The sequence below is a fragment of the Bacteroides sp. BFG-606 genome, assembly GCF_024788145.1.
Taxonomy (GTDB): Bacteria; Bacteroidota; Bacteroidia; order Bacteroidales; family Bacteroidaceae; genus Bacteroides; species Bacteroides vicugnae.
Genome location: NZ_JANUIL010000001.1, coordinates 66,610 through 85,206, shown reverse-complemented (window position 1 = coordinate 85,206; position 18,597 = coordinate 66,610). Strand labels below are relative to the sequence as shown.

Annotated in this window: 16 protein-coding genes and 1 pseudogene; 14 read left to right on the top strand and 3 right to left on the bottom strand. The window is 40.8% G+C overall.

Going from position 1 to position 18,597, the window contains the following annotated elements; genetic code table 11:
• Window positions 1–58 precede the first annotated feature (58 nt).
• The 8 genes and pseudogenes from NXV01_RS00375 (at window position 59) to NXV01_RS00340 (ending at window position 10,700) form a co-directional block, all read left to right on the top strand.
• On the top strand, window positions 59–2,200 hold the full coding sequence (locus tag NXV01_RS00375) for a TIM-barrel domain-containing protein (RefSeq protein WP_259021508.1): 2,142 nt from the start codon (window positions 59–61) through the stop codon (window positions 2,198–2,200).
• A 17-nt stretch (window positions 2,201–2,217) separates the two neighbouring features.
• Window positions 2,218–3,294, top strand: a complete 1,077-nt coding sequence (locus NXV01_RS00370) for an aldose epimerase family protein (RefSeq protein WP_217721266.1) — start codon at window positions 2,218–2,220, stop codon at window positions 3,292–3,294.
• A 102-nt stretch (window positions 3,295–3,396) separates the two neighbouring features.
• A complete protein-coding gene (locus NXV01_RS00365) occupies window positions 3,397–5,490 on the top strand; it encodes an alpha-N-acetylglucosaminidase (RefSeq protein WP_259023408.1) in 2,094 nt (697 codons plus the stop codon).
• Window positions 5,491–5,543: 53 nt separating this feature from the next.
• Complete coding sequence (locus NXV01_RS00360; protein WP_259021506.1) at window positions 5,544–7,712, top strand: alpha-N-acetylglucosaminidase; 2,169 nt, start codon at window positions 5,544–5,546, stop codon at window positions 7,710–7,712.
• Window positions 7,712–9,091: pseudogene (locus tag NXV01_RS00355) on the top strand (glycoside hydrolase family 105 protein); the annotation flags it as partial. The gene NXV01_RS00360 and the pseudogene NXV01_RS00355, both read left to right, overlap by 1 nt.
• Window positions 9,092–9,157: 66 nt before the next feature.
• A complete protein-coding gene (locus tag NXV01_RS00350) occupies window positions 9,158–9,853 on the top strand; it encodes a rhamnogalacturonan acetylesterase (protein ID WP_259023407.1) in 696 nt (231 codons plus the stop codon).
• 155 nt (window positions 9,854–10,008) lie between these two features.
• Window positions 10,009–10,323, top strand: a complete 315-nt coding sequence (gene trxA, locus NXV01_RS00345; protein ID WP_004307938.1) for a thioredoxin — start codon at window positions 10,009–10,011, stop codon at window positions 10,321–10,323.
• A 41-nt stretch (window positions 10,324–10,364) separates the two neighbouring features.
• Entirely contained in the window at window positions 10,365–10,700 is a 336-nt protein-coding gene (locus tag NXV01_RS00340) for a hypothetical protein (RefSeq protein WP_004307939.1), read from the top strand.
• 212 nt (window positions 10,701–10,912) lie between these two features.
• Here the strand turns inward: NXV01_RS00340 and NXV01_RS00335 are convergent, their stop codons facing one another.
• Window positions 10,913–11,638: an RDD family protein gene (locus NXV01_RS00335; RefSeq protein WP_148365248.1), complete on the bottom strand. Its 726-nt coding sequence runs from the start codon at window positions 11,636–11,638 to the stop codon at window positions 10,913–10,915.
• A 101-nt stretch (window positions 11,639–11,739) separates the two neighbouring features.
• Here NXV01_RS00335 and NXV01_RS00330 point away from each other — a divergent pair, with 101 nt between their 5' ends.
• The 6 genes from NXV01_RS00330 (at window position 11,740) to NXV01_RS00305 (ending at window position 17,902) form a co-directional block, all read left to right on the top strand.
• Entirely contained in the window at window positions 11,740–12,702 is a 963-nt protein-coding gene (locus tag NXV01_RS00330; RefSeq protein WP_148365247.1) for a stage II sporulation protein M, read from the top strand.
• Window positions 12,683–13,621: a hypothetical protein gene (locus NXV01_RS00325; RefSeq protein WP_259021505.1), complete on the top strand. Its 939-nt coding sequence runs from the start codon at window positions 12,683–12,685 to the stop codon at window positions 13,619–13,621. Before NXV01_RS00330 ends, NXV01_RS00325 begins: the two co-directional genes overlap by 20 nt.
• Before the next feature lie 16 nt (window positions 13,622–13,637).
• Window positions 13,638–14,255, top strand: a complete 618-nt coding sequence (locus NXV01_RS00320) for a DUF4129 domain-containing protein (protein WP_148365245.1) — start codon at window positions 13,638–13,640, stop codon at window positions 14,253–14,255.
• Window positions 14,252–15,523, top strand: a complete 1,272-nt coding sequence (locus tag NXV01_RS00315; protein ID WP_259021504.1) for a DUF4350 domain-containing protein — start codon at window positions 14,252–14,254, stop codon at window positions 15,521–15,523. Before NXV01_RS00320 ends, NXV01_RS00315 begins: the two co-directional genes overlap by 4 nt.
• An 11-nt stretch (window positions 15,524–15,534) precedes the next feature.
• Complete coding sequence (locus NXV01_RS00310) at window positions 15,535–16,509, top strand: MoxR family ATPase (RefSeq protein WP_259021503.1); 975 nt, start codon at window positions 15,535–15,537, stop codon at window positions 16,507–16,509.
• A gap of 82 nt (window positions 16,510–16,591) precedes the next feature.
• Entirely contained in the window at window positions 16,592–17,902 is a 1,311-nt protein-coding gene (locus NXV01_RS00305) for a DUF58 domain-containing protein (RefSeq protein WP_258978275.1), read from the top strand.
• A 54-nt stretch (window positions 17,903–17,956) separates the two neighbouring features.
• Here NXV01_RS00305 and NXV01_RS00300 read toward each other — a convergent pair whose 3' ends face one another.
• A complete protein-coding gene (locus NXV01_RS00300) occupies window positions 17,957–18,184 on the bottom strand; it encodes an immunity 17 family protein (RefSeq protein WP_117934321.1) in 228 nt (75 codons plus the stop codon).
• Window positions 18,181–18,594: a tRNA (adenosine(37)-N6)-threonylcarbamoyltransferase complex ATPase subunit type 1 TsaE gene (gene tsaE, locus NXV01_RS00295; protein WP_008998923.1), complete on the bottom strand. Its 414-nt coding sequence runs from the start codon at window positions 18,592–18,594 to the stop codon at window positions 18,181–18,183. The genes NXV01_RS00300 and tsaE overlap by 4 nt, the downstream gene beginning before the upstream one ends.
• Window positions 18,595–18,597 lie beyond the last annotated feature (3 nt).

Genomic DNA, 18,597 nt, shown 5'->3' with positions numbered 1-18,597 from the left:
AGAAGCGTAAGATGAAAGGAAGTCTTGTTAGAAAAATAAATTCATTAAAAAATATAATATGAAAATATTTCTTTCTGTTTTATTCGTTTGGTGTTGTACGTCTGTATACGGATATAATAAAATTTCAATAGATACATTGGGTAATGGAATTATCCGTTTGTCTGTAGGAACTCCGGACGAACATACCCCTTATGATTTTTGTCCGAAGAAACCCAAACAGGGAAGTTTGGAAAAACTACCTGAAGGTACGCTTCCTTTTATATTGGAAGATATAGACTTGCAAATTTTTAGCCGTGGTGGACGGGTGCGTATACCATTGCTGAATGACGAACAGCTTTATGGCTTTGGACTTCAAATAGGTTCATTCCAACAGAGGGGACTGAAGAAAAAGCCGATAGTAAATGACCATCCTCTGAACACATTAGGATACACGCATGCCCCTCAGCCATTTTATATTTCAAGCAAAGGATATGGCATTCTGATTAATACATTGCGCTATACAACTTTTTATTGTGGCACGCATACTGAAAAGCATACCCAAAAGAAAATAGTTTCCTCAAATGGTGAAGTGAAGAATTCAACAGAAGAACTTTATGAAAACAAGAAATCAGGCAATTATGTCTATATTGATATTCCTAATTGTAAAGGAGTTGAAGTTTTTGTTTTTAAAGCTTCCAATGTAAAAGAAGTTGTCCAAAAATACAATCTGCTTTCCGGAGGCGGCTGTTTGCCTCCGATGTGGGGACTTGGATTCAAATATAGAACGAAAACAGATTTTACTCAAGAAGGTGTGATGAGGATACAGGCTTATTTCAGAGATAAGAAGATTCCTTGTGACGTGATTGGATTGGAACCAGGATGGCATACCGCAGCTTATTCTTGTTCTTATGTTTGGAATGAGAAACGTTTTCCAAATCATCGTTTAATGTTAAAAGCCCTGAATGAGAATAACTATAAAGTGAATCTTTGGGAACATGCATATGTGCATCCGACATCACCATTGTGGGAGCTGCTGAAAGATTATTCAGGAGATTTTCTGGTTTGGGGTGGCTTAGTCCCGGATTTTGCATTGCCGGAAACAAGAAAGCGTTTCTCTGATTATCATAAACAGCTCATGGGAGAAGGTATTTCGGGATTCAAATTGGATGAATGTGATAATTCTGATATTTCTGTAGGCAATTCAACTTGGGGATTTCCTGAAATGAGCACTTTCCCTTCCGGAATGGATGGTGAGCAAATGCATCAGGCATTGGGACTATTGTATTTGAGAACATTAAATAATATGTATGAAAGCGAGAATCGGAGAACCTTTCAAGATTATCGCTCTTCCGGTTTGTTTGCTTCTTCCGTTCCAGCTTCTTTATATAGTGATATTTATGGATATAAAGATTACATTCAAATGATCAGTAACTCAGCTTTTGGTGGTTTGTTGTGGTCTCCGGAAGTTCGTCAGTCCGGTTCTAAACTTGAATTCTTCAGACGTTTGCAGCTCGTGTTGTTGTCAGCTCATGCTGTGGTAGATAGTTGGTTCCTGCAAAATCCTCCTTGGTTGCAATATGATAAGGATAAGAATAATACAGGAGTCTTTTTGGCCGACAGTGTTGAGATGGAGAATATAACACGCAAACTTATAAATACCCGCATGCGGTTGTTACCGTATTTATATAATGCATTTGCCCGTTATCATATGGAAGGTATTCCTCCATTTCGTCCTCTGTTGATGGATTTTCCTATGGATGCTAAAACACAGAATTTATCAGATCAATATATGATGGGAGATAATTTGCTGGTTGCTCCTTTACTGGATGATACTGGAAAGAGAAAAGTCTATTTCCCGGCCGGTGCATGGTATAATTTTAATACGAATGAACGTTACGAGGGAGGTCGAGAATACGAAGTTGCCATTGCTTTAGATGAAATGCCTTTGTTCGTTAAGGACGGTACAATTTTACCTTTGGCAGATCCGTTACAGTTTGTTTCTGAAACTTCTGTTTTTAATATAACCTGTCAGGTCTATGGTAATTCTGATGGAAAGCATTGTACATTATTTGAAGATGATGGGGTTAGTTATGATTTTGAAAATAAGAATCGTTATAATTGGTTGACATTGGGAGTTAAAAAGGGAAAAGGCTATTACAAACGTCAAGGTGCTTTCAATGGACGGAGATATAACATCAATAAATGGGCTTTTATAAAGTAAAAAGATGATTGGAGCTTATGATAAACAGGCAGACTAATAATAAGAAAGAACAGATGATTACTCTTAGGAATACCAATGGCTTAGTAGCCCGCTTCTCCACCTATGGAGCACGTTGGTTGGATATGTTTGTTCCCGACAGGAATGGTTGTTTTGAAGATATTTTGTTAGGATTCAGTGATTTGTCTGACTATAAATGTGCTTCAGAACAATATTATGGTGCTATTGTCGGACGTGTTTGTGGCCGTATCAAGAATGCTCATTTCAGTATAGGTGAGGAGTGTTATGAACTAGCTGCTAATGATATATATGGCAAACCTAAGTTCAATCATTTGCATGGAGGAATTTTAGGGTTTCATAATCGTTTATGGGATAGCTCGATTAAAGAGAATGAGCAGGGAGAAGAAACTGTTGTTTTTACCTGTTTGTCAAAAGATGGGGAGGAGGGGTATCCTGGTAATTTAAGTGTTTCTGTGAGCTATACATTAACTGTTGATAATTCAGTAGAAATGGTTTGTAGAGCTGTAACAGATAAAGTGACGCCTATAAATGTAACGAATCATGCTTTCTTTAATCTGGCTGGAGTTCGGAATAATATAGATGTGTTGTCTCATAGCCTTAGATTATGTTCATCTCAAATAATAGCTTGTGATGATAATCTGGTTCCTACTGGAGATTTGGTCTCTGTAGCCGGAACTGTATTAGACTTTAGGCAATCACGCCAGATTTCAGATGCATTAATGACTGACTACCTAGGGATTAAGCAACAAAAAGGTTTTTCTCTTGCTTATGCTTTATGTAATAAAAAAGAGTGCTCTCCCGCTGCTGAATTATATGATAAAGATAGTGGGCGGAGATTATCTGTTTATACCAATCAACCATCTTTGCAGGTATACACAGGCTATCTAATGGATGGTTCTGATGTGGGAAAAGGTAATATCCCTTATTATGCGAATGCAGGAATTGCTTTAGAAACTCAAGGATATCCCGATGCGGTACATTGGGAATGTTTTCCTTCTGTGCTTTTAAATGTTGATGAAGAATACTTGCAATATACGAAATATAAATTCTCCGTTGATGATTGTATGAACTTTTAAATGGATTAGTTACTTTAATAATAATCTTGTATTATGAAAAACTTGTTAGGTAAGAAGAGTATGTTATTGTTGCTTGTTTATACTTATTGTTTATCGGTATCTATGGCTGTTGCTACTGACAAAAGCTGTCCCGCACAAAAAGTAATAAACAGGCAATTTGGGGATAATATTGAAAATGTTATTTTTAAGATGATAGACCCTTGTGAAGGAAAAGAGACATTCTTGATAGAGTCTTCTAAAGGTGTCTTGACCATTAGTGGAAGTAGCCAAATAGCTTTATGTTATGCCTTTCGATATTATTTGAAAAATGTTTGTGGAGCAATGAAAACCTGGAGTGGAGATCATCTTTCTTTACCTAAAACGTGGCCGGAGTATAATTCTGCGAAGCAAACGACACCATACGATTACAGGTATTTCTTGAATGTTTGTACTTATGGCTATACAGCTCCTTATTGGAATTGGGAACGTTGGGAAAAGGAGATTGACTGGATGGCTTTGCATGGAGTGAATTTTCCTTTGGCTACAGTAGCGGCAGAGGCTATAGCCGAACGTGTGTGGCTACGTTTGGGATTGGATAAAAAGGATATACAGTCTTTTTTTACTGCTCCGGCTCATTTACCATGGCATCGCATGGGAAATTTGAATTCTTGGGATGGAGGACTGTCTGACAGCTGGCAAAAAGAACAGATAAATCTGCAACATTTAATTTTAAATAGAATGCGAGAGTTGAATATGCATTCCATCGCACCAGCTTTTGCAGGATTTGTACCTATGGCTTTTGTGGAGAAACACCCGGAGATTAAGTTTAATCATTTGAAATGGGGAGGTTTTGATGAAAAATACAATGCCTATGTATTGCCTCCGGACTCTCCTTTTTTTGTAGAGATAGGAAGGATGTTTGTGGAAGAGTGGGAAAAAGAATTCGGAAAGAATGATTTTTACCTGTCGGATAGTTTTAATGAGATGGAACTTCCCGTAGCGAAAGATGACACGGAAGGAAAGCATAAGTTGCTTTCCCAATATGGTGAAACCATTTATAAATCGATCTCTGCAGGTAATCCGGATGCTATATGGGTGACTCAGGGGTGGACTTTCGGCTATCATCATTCTTTTTGGGACAAGGAAAGCTTAACAGCTTTGTTAAGTCATGTGCCGGATGATAAGATGATAATAATCGATTTGGGGAATGAATTCCCGAAATGGGTATGGAAGACGGAACAAACTTGGAAGATGCATGAAGGATTTTATGGTAAGAAATGGATCTTTAGTTATGTTCCGAATTTTGGAGGTAAGAATTTGTTGACTGGAGATTTGGGATTGTATGCATCAGCCTCGATTGAGGCTTTGCGCTCTAAATATGGAGAAAATTTAGTTGGTTTCGGTTCTGCGCCGGAAGGTCTTGAAAATAATGAGGTCATATATGAACTGCTTGCAGATGCTGGTTGGAGTAAATCTGCCATAGATTTAGATTTATGGTTAAAAGAATATTGTATAGCTCGTTATGGGGGATATCCGAAGAATATGAGTGAGGCATGGAATTTATTAAGAAAAAGTTCATATGGTACATTCTATTCTTATCCCCGTTTTACTTGGCAAACTGCTGTTCCTGATATCAGGAGAAAGAGCAAAGTCGATATGAGTGATGATTTTTTTCATGGCATAGAGTTGTTTTTAAGTTGCTCCGAGAACTTGAAAGAGTCTGATCTTTATAGATACGATGCTATTGAATTTGCTTCTTATTACTTATGTGCAAAAGCAGATTTATTATATATAAAAGCATTGGAGAAGAAACAGATGGGTGCTAAGAATGAGGCTGATAAACTGTTGGAAAATGTTGTTTCTTTGTTACAGCAGGCAGATAAACTACTTTTGTCTCATCCTCTTCACCGATTGGATAGGTGGGTCGAACAGGCTAGAAACTGTGGTCAGTCTGTTGTGGAAAAAGATTTTTATGAAGCAAACGCAAAGCGTTTGATAACAACGTGGGGAGGAATACAGGAAGACTATGCAGCCCGCACATGGTCTGGCTTGATTAAGGACTATTATATACCTCGTTTGCAACTCTATTTTTCTGATAAGAATTTGGATGATTGGGAAGAAAAATGGATAATTACACCATGGCATAATACTACAGAGACTTTTCAGGAACCTTTGGATGAAGCTGTAAGATTAGTAAAGAGTGCCGTGGCCTTGTGATGTTCCATATTACGCAAATAGTCTATATATACTTTACGCTAAATATTTGAAGGATGAAGCATATTTATTATTCTCTTTTGTTGTTTATTATGGTGGCTTTGCCTATACAAGCCAAGTCGGATGGTGATGTCTTAGTTGCCGAATCTATGTTGAAGCGATTAATTCCGGCTTATGTGAATCAGTTTCAGTTTAAGAAAACAGACAGCGAGAAAGATATCTTTAGAATAGAGTCCACAAGTAACTCTAAAATACAGATAAGTGGGAACAATGCTAATTCGATGGCTGTTGGTCTGAATTACTATTTGAAATACTATTGTTTGACAACCGTTTCCTGGTATGCCAGTCAACCGGTGGAAATGCCGGAAACCTTGCCTGAAATTCCAGAGCCGATAGAAATTCCCGCAAAAGTAGATCAGCGTTTCTTTTTAAACTATTGTACTTTTGGGTATAGTATGCCTTTTTGGAAATGGGTTGACTGGGAGCGGTTTATAGATTGGATGGCTCTTAACGGTGTTAATATGCCTTTGGCTATAACAGGGCAAGAAGCTGTGTGGTATAAAGTGTGGAAGGAAATTGGTTTGAAAGATCAGGAGATTCTTTCCTATTTTACCGGACCTGTGTATTTGCCTTGGCATCGGATGGCAAATATTGACTCTTGGAATGGACCATTACCAATGGAATGGCTAGAGAATCAAGTCGATTTGCAGAAAAAAATATTGTCCCGTGAACGGGAATTGAATATGAAGCCTGTATTACCTGCATTTAATGGACATGTTCCGGCAGCATTAAAACGAATTTATCCCGATGCCAATATTCAGAGTTTGGGTAAATGGGCCGGTTTTTCAAGGCAATATCATTGTTCCTTCTTGAATCCTGAAGAACCTTTATTTTCCTTGATACAAAAGAAGTTCTTAAAAGAGCAGACACTTTTGTTTGGAACAGATCATATTTATGGGGTAGATCCTTTTAATGAGGTTGACCCTCCGAGTTGGGAGCCTGACTATCTGGGAAAAGTGTCATCGAAACTATATCATACTTTGACAGAAGCCGATCCTAAAGCCGAGTGGCTACAAATGACCTGGATGTTTTATTTTGATCGGAAGAAGTGGACCGCTCCCCGCATCGAGGCTCTTTTGAAAGGCGTACCTGATAATAAAATGTTCTTACTGGATTATCATTGTGAGAACGTAGAATTGTGGAAAACTACAAACTATTTTCATGGGCAGCCTTTTATCTGGTGCTATTTAGGAAATTTTGGAGGAAATACGGCTATTACGGGAAACGTAAAAGAGAGCGGTAGACGACTGGATATCGCATTGCGAGAAGGAGGAGATAATATGAAAGGTATCGGTTCTACATTGGAAGGACTTGATGTCGTTCAGTTTCCTTACGAATATATTCTTGAAAAAGCCTGGGCTACGAATAAGGATGATGAAGCTTGGGTGAATGCGTTGGCAGACCGTCATGTAGGGAGTGTATCTTTGCCGGTGCGTGAAGCATGGCAGATATTATTCAATGATATATATGTGCAGGTACCTAAAACAGCCGGGATTTTGCCGACCTACCGTCCTAAGATGGGAGAGAACAGTGGACGTACAAAAACGAACTACTCTAACAAGCAACTTTTGCTGGTATGGCAGAATTTGTTGGATGCCTCGGATTTGCGTCGTGATGCTTTGAGACTAGATGTGATTTCTGTTGGTAGACAATTGTTGGGCAATTATTTCCTGACTGTTAAGAATGAGTTTGACAAAATGTATCAGACCAAAGATCTGGCAGCTCTGAATATGCGTGCTTCTGAAATGCGCGAGCTCCTGGTTGATATAGACAAACTAACATCATATCATGATTATACCTCTCTATCTAAGTGGATTTCTGATGCCAGAGGATTGAGTAAGGATCCTGTAATTCAGGATTATTATGCGAAGAATGCCCGGAATCTGGTTACTACTTGGGGAGGAACTTTGAACGATTATGCGAGCCGGGCATGGTCCGGATTGATTAGTGATTATTATTCCATACGTTGGAATATGTATATAGATGCTGTATTGAGGGCAGTGAAGAGTAAGACAGAATTCAACCAAAAAGCACTGGATGATGCCATTAAGCAGTTTGAGGATCACTGGGTTTCTTCAAATAAGCAAGTGGAACGTAAAGTTGAAGGGGACTTGATGAATTACGCTCACTTTTTATTGAATAAATACAAAACAAGGCTAGAATGATGAATCGATTGATAGTAACTATAGTGGTATTATTGTCGCTGGTTTTAGAAAATCAGGCAATGGTTCAAAAGAAAGAGAAAGTCGACTGCAACTGGGAACCTGTAAAGTCTGCTCGTTTGGCGAACTATGGTGTGGTGACAGTGGATGAAATTAAGCAGGACATGAAGTCGGTACTAACTTATTTGGAAAAGAATACCCCCTCCCGTGTAGTTAATAAACAGAATGGGAAAATCATCACCGAATATGCCAAAATGGATCAGAATGCCCAACTCGAAAGAGGTGCTTTCAGCTTGATAAGCACTGAATGGGGAGCGACCTATTCGGCCATGCTTGCTGCGGCAGAGGCTACAGGAGAGGTGGAGTATAGCGATTATGTATATAAACGCTTCAACTTTTTAGCAGAAGTGACACCTCATTTTAAGACTGTGTATGAAAAATATGGCACTACCGATAGTATTATGATCCAACTCCTTGCTCCACGCACTTTGGATGACTGTGGAGCAATGTGTGCGGCGATGACAAAAGCTCAAATGACGAATAAGGATCTGAAACTGCAATCTATGATAGATGACTGTTTTAATGTCGTTATGTATCGGTCAGCAAAGTTGTCTGACGGCACATTTTCCAATGATCGCCCTTTTCGTCACACCTTATGGCTGGAGGATATGTTTAAGGGAATCCCTGCATTGGCATTAAGAGGACATTACTTGTCGTATGACCAGCAGAAATATTTTCAAGAAGTTGTACGTCAGATCAATCAATTTGCCGACCGTATGTTTGTGCCTGAGAAAGGGCTTTTCCGTCATGGATGGGTGGAAAGCATGAGTGAACATCCCGCCTATTATTGGGGAAGGGCGAATGGATGGGCTATGATGACACTTTGTGAAGTGCTTGATGTATTGCCTAAAGAACATCCGGACAGAGAACATTTGCTGGATTTGTTGCGACAGCACATTAGAGGAGTAGCGGCTTGTCAAGGCAAGAATGGCTTTTGGCATCAGCTATCCGACTGCGATGATTCTTATGATGAAACTTCGTCTACTGCTCTCTATGTATGCGCTATTGCTCACGCCATTAATAAGAGATGGGTTGATGCAATGGTTTACGGTCCGGTTGCTCTGTTGGGATGGAGTGCCGTCTCATCTGTTATCAACGCTGACGGACAAGTGGAAGGCACCTGTGTAAAGACCAGCATCGGTTTTGATCCGGCGTTCTATTATCATCGTCCGGTGAGTGCACTGGCTGCTCAAGGTTATGCTCCGGTCATTTGGGCAGGAGCGGAAATGGTCAATTTGATGAAACGTGAGCATCCGCGCATGAATGATGGTGCCGTTTGCTTTTATCCTACAATTCAACGGAGTGACCTGCCTGTATTCTCTTATTCAGAACCGGGAAATCCGCTTCAGTTTGTAGCCGGGTTGAGTCGCTTGGACAAAAAAGCTCCAGTGGTATTTGTCATAGGAGATTCTACGGTGAAATACCGGGCAGGTAACGGTGAATATGGCAGATGGGGTTGGGGAGGCTTTTTGCAGGCTTTCTTCGATATATCTCGTATCACAGTTGAAAATTGTGCCATGGAAGGGCGTAGCAGCCGCACTTACTATACAGAAGGATTGTGGGATAGGCTGTTACCGGCTATGCGGAAAGGCGATTATCTGATTATAGACTTCGGACATAATGACAGTGGTCCGTTAAATACCGGTCTGGCTCGGGGAGCACTGAAGGGGACAGACGATAAATCACAAAAAGTAGTTCTTGAGCGTGACGGAAGTATAGAAGAGGTATTCAGTTATGGACATTATATCCGTATGTATATCCGTCAGGCTAAAGCAAGAGGGGTTGAAGTGATTATTCTTTCTCATACGCCTGCCAATCAATGGCAAGATGGTAAAATGAGGCGTTGCACCCAAACCTATGCCAAATGGTCGAGAGAGGTGGCGGAACAAGAAAATGCTTATTTTGTAGATTTGAATGATATTGCAGCGAAGAAATTCGAGACTGTTGGTGAAGAGAAAACTAAGTCCCATTATATGGATATGGTACATACATCTAAAGAAGGAGCCATAATCAATGCGGAGGCAGTCATTGAAGGCATTCGTTATTTAGAGAAATGTCGTCTGAAGAGTTATTTGAAGAAATAGGAATCCATTAACCGTATGCCTGCCTCTTTAGTTCTTGCCATTTGTATAGGCTTTATAAAACACCGGAAAAGAATATCACCGATTAGAATAAATTGATTATATTTGTGGCGAGAATAAGCTAACAAAATAACATTTAATAATTAATACTTAAAAAAATGGCTTTAGAAATTACAGACAGCAACTATAAAGAGGTTCTTGCAGAAGGAAAACCGGTTGTTGTAGATTTTTGGGCTCCTTGGTGTGGCCCTTGCAAGATGGTGGCTCCTATCATTGAAGAATTGGCTGCGGAGTTTGAAGGACAAGTAATCATCGGTAAATGCGATGTAGATGAAAATGGCGATATGGCTGCCGAATATGGTATCCGTAATATTCCTACTGTATTGTTTTTCAAGAACGGTGAAATAGTAGACAAGCAGGTAGGTGCAGTTGCTAAACCGGTATTTGCGGAAAAAGTAAAGAAGCTTTTATAGTCGATAATACTTAATACCTATTACTTAATACTTAAATTACCATGGGACTGGAAGACGATTTTTTATTAGCAGATGCCGATGACGAAAAGACCATCGAGTTTATCAAAAACTATCTGCCTCAAGAACTGAAGGAAAAGTTCTCGGACGACGAATTGTATTATTTTCTCGATTTAATCGACGAGTATTACTCTGAAAGTGGCATTCTCGACGCTCAGCCTGATGAAGATGGTTATGTCAACATCGATTTGGAAGAGGTTGTGGCTTACATTGTAAAAGAAGCCAAAAAGGATGAAGTAGGAGAATATGATCCTGAAGAAGTCCTCTTTGTGGTTCAGGGAGAGATGGAATACGGAAACTCTCTGGGACAAGTGGACTAAACGACGTCCGGTCTCATTGTAGATAAAATTAAGATAAGGGGTGTGCTCTGTGAGTATACCCCTTTTTTGTGCGGTGTTTTTCTCAAACATTCTTATGCCTATGAGAAAAAGTTCTCACTGCGATGAGAAAAAATACTCATTGCAATGAGAATTAATTCTCACTGTGGTGAGAATAATCCCTTGCCTGAATAGTCTGAAACAGCGTATTCTGGTTATATTTCCTCCAATGCATAATACTGATAATCGCGAAGTATAGTCTGAAGAAATTTTTCCTGATTATCGTCACGAGGAGTAATGGAAAGCAGTTCCTGTACTTTCTTAGCAAGTGCCATGACACGTCTTGCCCGGTCTTTCTCGCTGGATTCCAGTGTTCGGGTAATTACATTCACTTGTTCGAGTGATAAATCAGCCGATTGCGGATATACCGGATTATAATTCTGGGTAAGATAATCGAATTCATCCAGGCTGACATGTATCTTACGGTAGTTTTTCTCTTTAATCACCATCGTACCGGCAGCAAGATCCCCTAACCGTTGATTGTTTTTATTCAATAAAACGACCAGAAGCCCCAGCCCGCTTGTGATGGGACCATCAATGGGGAAAAGAATCCATCTTAACAGATAAGAGCCTATACTGGGAGTGGAACCGTCCACTTTTACAACACGGATATTGATAAGTTTCTTCCCGAAACTCTGTCCGTGATTGAACATTTCGCAAAGAAAAGAATAACCGAGAATCGGCAAATAAACGATACACAGGAAAAAGAATAAACTGAATCCTGACGGTAAACTTAATTCGGATAAGAGAGTGGCAGTGGACAAGATGTAAAGCCCGATCAGAAAATAATCGATGATTAAAGCCATCAGTCGTTCGCCGATACTGGCTGGCGTTTGGCTGATACGAACGAATTGTCCGGTTATTATCGTAGATTCTGCCATTTCAGGTTAAACATTTTTAGGATTCCGTTGCAAATATATCATAATTCTCTTATTTTTGCTTCCGGTTTCGGACAAAACTTATCTGAAATCTATTGATAAGCATGAAAGAAGTAACGTTTATTCGTCGGAACATTGAAAAATGGAAGGAGACAGAGAAGGTTGTGGAGCGGGCGGCGAGTCTGTCTCCCGATCAACTGGCCGATGCATATACGGACTTGACAGCTGACTTGGCATTTGCTCAAACACATTTCCCGACTTCCCGTATTACTATTTATCTGAATAATCTGGCTTCGGCATTACATAACGAGATTTACCGGAATAAACGCGAGAAGTGGACACGCATTATTACCTTCTGGACACAGGAAGTGCCACGAACCATGCACGATGCACGCCGCGAATTACTGACCTCCTTTCTGATTTTTGTAGCCAGCGCATTAATCGGTGTATTATCAGCAGCGAATGATCCGGATTTTGTCCGGCTGATATTAGGAAACGGTTATGTAGATATGACACTTGATAATATAGCCAATGGTGAGCCCATGGCCGTGTATAACGGTTCTTCTGAAGTACCGATGTTTCTAGGCATTACGCTTAATAACGTGATGGTATCTTTCAACTGTTTTGCCATGGGATTGCTGACTAGTTTCGGCACAGGATATATGCTTCTTTCCAATGGCATCATGGTAGGAGCTTTTCAAACTTTCTTTTATCAACACGATTTGTTGTGGGAATCCAGTCTTGCCATCTGGCTGCACGGAACGCTTGAGATTTGGGCGATTATTGTGGCCGGTGCTGCCGGATTAGCTTTAGGCAACGGCTGGCTGTTTCCCGGCACCTATTCCCGACTGGAATCTTTCAGAAGAGGGGCGAAGCGAGGCTTGAAAATAGTGATCGGCACTGTCCCGGTATTCATTATGGCAGGCTTTATAGAAGGTTTTATTACCCGTCACACAGAACTTCCCGATATGTTGAGGCTTGGTGTGATACTCACTTCTCTGGCATTTATTATATTCTACTATATTTATTTACCAAATAGAAAAAAACATGGAATCACAGAAACCTAAGATTGCGATGTATGTGAAACGTCCTTTCGGTGAGAAGTTGAACGCTTCTTTTGATTTTATAAAAGAGAATTGGAAACAATTGTTTAAGTATTCAACTTATCTGATACTTCCTATATGCATCATTCAGGCTGCTAACTTTAGTGGTTTAATGGGAAGTATGACAGATCTTACTGCTATGCAGACTTCAGGAGGAATAGGTGAGAATCCATTGGCTGCTCTGGGACCCTCATTTGCATTGAATTATGCAGGAGTGATCTTCTTCTCATGCTCGGGAGGTTTGCTGCTGACTTCCCTGATTTATGCGATGGTACGATTGTACAATGAACGGGAAGAACGCCTGAATGGAATTGTATTTAGCGATATAAAATCGTTGCTGCTCCGTAATGTCAAGAGGCTGTTCCTGATGGGAATTGCTTGTGGTTTCTTGTTCTTCTTTGCGGTGATCCTTGTTGTTCTATTGGCTGTGTTAACACCTTTCACGCTCATTCTGACCATCCCGCTTTTATTCGCATTTATGGTACCTTTGGCATTAATGGCTCCCATCTACTTGTTTGAAGACATTTCGTTGGGCGAGGCATTTGCGAAAACATTCCGGCTAGGATTTGCTACGTGGGGCGGAGTCTTTCTGATATTACTGGTGATGGGGCTTATTGCCAGCGTATTGCAAGGAATCGTTTCTATACCCTGGTATGTGATCTATATTGTCAAAATGATCTTTACGATGAGTGATGGGGGGGCAACTTCTTCATCAGTCGGACTGAACTTCGCACAATATTTGTTCTCTATCCTGATGTTGTATGGTTCTTACTTGTCGGCTATATTCAGTATCGTCGGCTTGGTTTATCAGTACGGTCATGCATCGGAAGTGGTAGATAGCATAACGGTAGAAAGTGATATTGATAATTTTGACAAACTCTAAAACAGACCTCAACTAAATGAATCTCACTTCCCCGGCTGATACATTAGTCTGTGATACGGTGCAGATTGCCCTTTGGCAGTCTGATCCGGCATACAACTATAACCGTGAATTGATTACTCCGGAGATGAATGTCTTTGAGTGGATCAGCAGGCAGTTTGGGGAATTGATGCGTAAAATATTTGGCAGTCGTTTTGCTGAAGAGTATTCAGGGCTTATCCTGATATGTATTGCGATTTTTATTTTGCTGTTGATTGTTTGGTTTCTCTATCGGAAACGTCCCGAATTGTTTATGGTCTCTCGTAAGAATGCATTGCCTTATACGATTGAAGAGGATACAATTTACGGTGTGGATTTTCCGGGAGGTATTGCAGAGGCACTTTCCCGTCAGGATTACCGGGAAGCGGTACGTTTGCTTTATTTGCAAACTTTGAAACAACTTAGTGACGCAGAACGTATTGACTGGCAACTTTATAAAACACCTACCCAATATATTAATGAAGTACGGATGCCGGCATTCCGGCAACTGACCAATCATTTCTTGCGGGTGCGTTATGGTAACTTTGAGGCGACGGAAGAACTCTTCCTGACCATGCAGTCTCTACAGGGAGAAATAAAGAAAGGAGGCGTCTCATGAAAGGAAGCCGCTGGTTCATTATCTTTATTGCCGCCTTTCTATTTATCATGTTTGCAATAGAATATCATTTGCCGAAGAACTTTGTATGGAAGCCCACTTTCGGACATTATGATGAGCAACCTTTCGGATGCGCGATATTCGATAGTCTGTTGTCTTCTTCTTTGCCACAGGGCTACACCTTTTCGAAAAAAAGTCTCTATCAGTTGGAGCAGGAAGATACGACGCAGCGCAGAGGGGTATTGGTAATCTCTGATAATTTGAGATTGTCGGATGTTGATGTAAACGCTCTGTTGAAAATGGTGGAACGTGGAGATAAGATCATGCTGGTGAGTACCTTGTTTGGCAGATATCTGGAAGATACTTTGAGTTTCAGGTCTTATTATTCTTATTTCAGTCCGATGGCTTTGAAGAAATATGCAACTTCATTCTTGTTAAAAGACAGTCTGTGCTGGGTGGGAGATTCGGCGGTTTATCCCCGTCAGACCTTTTATTTTTATCCCCAGTTGTGCTCTTCTTATTTTTGGGGAGATTCGCTTCCTGAAAGGGTGCTGGCACAAAAAGTCCTTGAGTCGAATGAATTTAAATACGAAACCGAGGCGGACTCACTGGTCACGGATAGTGTTACTTATATGCCTGTAGCGATGTCCCGTCAGTGGGGTAAAGGAGAGGTCATTTTAGTTTCCACTCCGTTGATTTTCACCAATTACGGTATATTGGATGGCAAGAATGCAACCTATATTTTCCGTCTGTTGTCACAGATGGGAAAACTGCCCATAGTTCGTACAGAGGGATACATGAAGGAGACGGCACAGGTGCAGCAATCGCCTTTCCGCTATCTTTTGGCACACCAGCCGCTTCGTTGGGCGTTATATCTGACAATGATTACCATCATACTCTTCATGATATTTACTGCGAAGAGACGGCAACGGGCTATCCCTGTTATTCAGGAACCGGCCAATAAATCTCTTGAATTTACCGAACTGATAGGTACACTTTACTTTCAAAAGAAAGATCATGCGGATCTGGTCCGAAAGAAGTTTTCCTATTTGGCCGAAGAACTTCGGAGGGAGATTCAGGTAGATATTGAAGAAGTGGAAGATGATGAACGCTCTTTCAACAGAATTGCCCGGAAAACAGGAATGGATATACAAGAGATTGCGGAACTGATCCGCGAAGTACGTCCGGTGATTTACGGAGGACGTACGATTGATGCGGATCAGATGAAAGTGTATATTGATAAAATGAATGAAATAATCAATCATATCTAAAGAAGAAATTTATGGAAGAGAATACAGAACAGCGAGTAGATTTAACTCTCTTTTCCGAGAAGATACAAGAGTTGAAAGACCGGATTGCTTGCGTCATAGTAGGACAGGAGCAGACTGTCGATTTGGTACTGACGGCTATTCTGGCGAATGGACACGTATTGATAGAAGGTGTTCCGGGTGTTGCTAAGACACTGTTGGCTCGTTTGACTGCCCGTCTGATTGATGCCGATTTCAGTCGTATCCAGTTTACTCCGGACTTAATGCCGAGTGATGTGTTAGGTACGACTGTGTTTAATATGAAGACCAATGGCTTTGATTTTCATCAGGGACCGATTTTTGCAGATATTGTATTGGTGGATGAAATCAACCGTGCTCCTGCCAAGACACAGGCCGCCTTGTTCGAGGTAATGGAAGAGCGCCAGATCAGTATTGACGGAACCACTCACCGGATGGGAGAGCTTTATACGATTCTGGCTACCCAGAATCCGGTAGAGCAGGAGGGAACATACAAACTTCCCGAAGCACAGCTCGACCGTTTCCTGATGAAGATAACAATGGATTATCCCTCATTAGAGGAAGAAGTGAACATTCTGGAGCGTCATCATACCAATGCTGCATTGGTGAAATTGGATGATATCACTCCCGCCATTACCAAAGAAGAAGTGCTGTCCCTTCGTGCTTTTATGAATCAGGTGTTTGTAGATCGAACGTTGCTTCAATACATCGCATTGATTGTGCAGCAGACCCGTACCAGTAAAGCCGTATATTTGGGAGCCTCTCCACGTGCATCTGTAGCTATGCTGCAATCGTCGAAAGCTTATGCCCTTTTGCAGGGACGTGATTTTGTGACGCCGGAAGATATTAAGTTTGTAGCTCCCTATGTACTTCAGCACCGCCTGATCCTGACTGCGGAAGCTGAAATGGAAGGTTATTCTCCGGTGAAAGTGACACAACGTTTAATTGATAAAGTGGAAGTTCCGAAATAGTTGATAAATGATAGTTGATAGTTTATTGCTACAATCTAACCACAGTCTTTAATCTTTAATTTCTAATTAATCAGTTAATCAGTTGTTTTTAACTCGTCGTTTCTATATTGCCCTTGTCGTAGTTATCCTGTTATTGGGTAGCGGATACGTCTTTGCTCCGTTCTTTGTCATCGGGCAGTGGACTCTTTTTGTCCTGCTTCTGGTGGTACTGGCAGATGCATATTCTCTTTATCGCATTCGTGGAATCCGCGCTTTCCGTCAGTGTGCCGACCGCTTCTCCAATGGTGACGAAAATGAAGTGAGTATTCGGGTGGAAAGTAGTTATTCGCATCCTGTATCTTTAGAGATCATAGATGAGATTCCTTTTATCTTTCAGAAACGTGATGTTGACTTTCAGGTGAAGCTTGGAGCAAACGAGGGAAAAACAGTTACCTATCATCTTCGCCCTACTCATCGTGGTGTTTACTCTTTCGGTCATATCAGAGTTTTTGTGACCGGAAAAATCGGCTTTATATCCCGACGTTATACTTGTGCGGAACCTCTGGATATTAAAGTGTACCCGTCCTATTTGATGCTCCATCAATATGAATTGTTGGCAATAAGTGATAATCTGACTGAATTGGGAATAAAGCGTATTCGCCGGGTAGGACATCATACGGAGTTTGAGCAGATCAAAGAGTATGTAAAAGGTGATGATTACCGCACGATTAATTGGAAAGCAAGCGCCCGCCGACATGGACTTATGGTGAATGTATATCAGGACGAACGTTCCCAACAGATTTATAATGTGATAGATAAAGGTCGAGTGATGCAGCAAGCCTTCCGAGGGATGACTCTGTTGGATTATGCGATTAATGCTTCGCTGGTATTATCGTATGTTGCCATGCGGAAAGAAGATAAAGCCGGCTTAGTGACCTTTGATGAGCATTTCGATTCTTTTGTTCCTGCTTCTAAGCAACCGGGATATATGCAAACCTTGCTAGAGAATCTTTATAGTCAGCAGACCACTTTCGGAGAGACGGATTTCTCGGCTCTTTGTGTCCATTTGAACAAGCATGTCAGCAAACGTAGCTTGTTAGTACTATACACAAACTTTTCGAGTATAGGAGGTATGAACCGTCAATTATCTTATCTGAAACAATTAAACCGCCAGCATCGCTTGCTTGTAGTCTTTTTCGAAGATGTCGATCTGAAAGAATATATAGCTCAACCCGCAAAAGATACGGAAAGTTACTATCGTCACGTGATCGCAGAAAAGTTTGCTTACGAAAAGCGGCTGATTGTATCTACTTTGAAACAACATGGAATCTATTCCTTATTAACCACACCGGATAACCTTTCAATTGATGTGATTAATAAGTATCTGGAGATGAAGTCACGGCAACTATTGTAATATGAATATCAATAATAGTCTGACTTTTTATTCTTCTTTATTATTCCATAGAACTTATAATCCTATGGCTTTTCGTGTTTCCACAAAAAAGAATATAGCCATGCCGATAATGATAATCCCTAATATCCCATAGAAGAGTCGTGCCCGGTTGCGTCCTACGTTTCTGACAATGGTTTGCGCATTACGTGTTGTGAAGAACCAGTCCCAGTTAAGCAATGACGCCAGCAGGGAGACAGTTCCTGCCAGCGCAAAGATTCCTTGTACGATATATTGCCCGGTCATAGTTTAATCACTCTACTTCCGTCTTCCAATTCTTCAATCGTTACTTTTACGGCGTCACCCGGCAGTAATTCTTCCACCAGTTCCGGCCATTCGATAAAGCAGAGAGCACCACTGTAGAAATAATCTTCGTATCCCATGTCGTACACTTCACTTAGTTTCTTGATGCGGTAAAAATCGAAGTGATAGATTAACTCCCCGGTTTCGTCCGAACGGTATTCGTTGACAATAGCAAAAGTAGGAGAACTGATAACATCCGCTACACCCAATTCTTCGCAGAGTGCTTTCACAAATGTGGTTTTACCGGCACCCATCTTTCCGTATAAAGCAAATACTGTGTTGTCGCCCATAGCAGCGATGAATTCCCGGGCTGCTTCATGGATACTTTCCAGTGATTGAATTTTGATTTCCATATA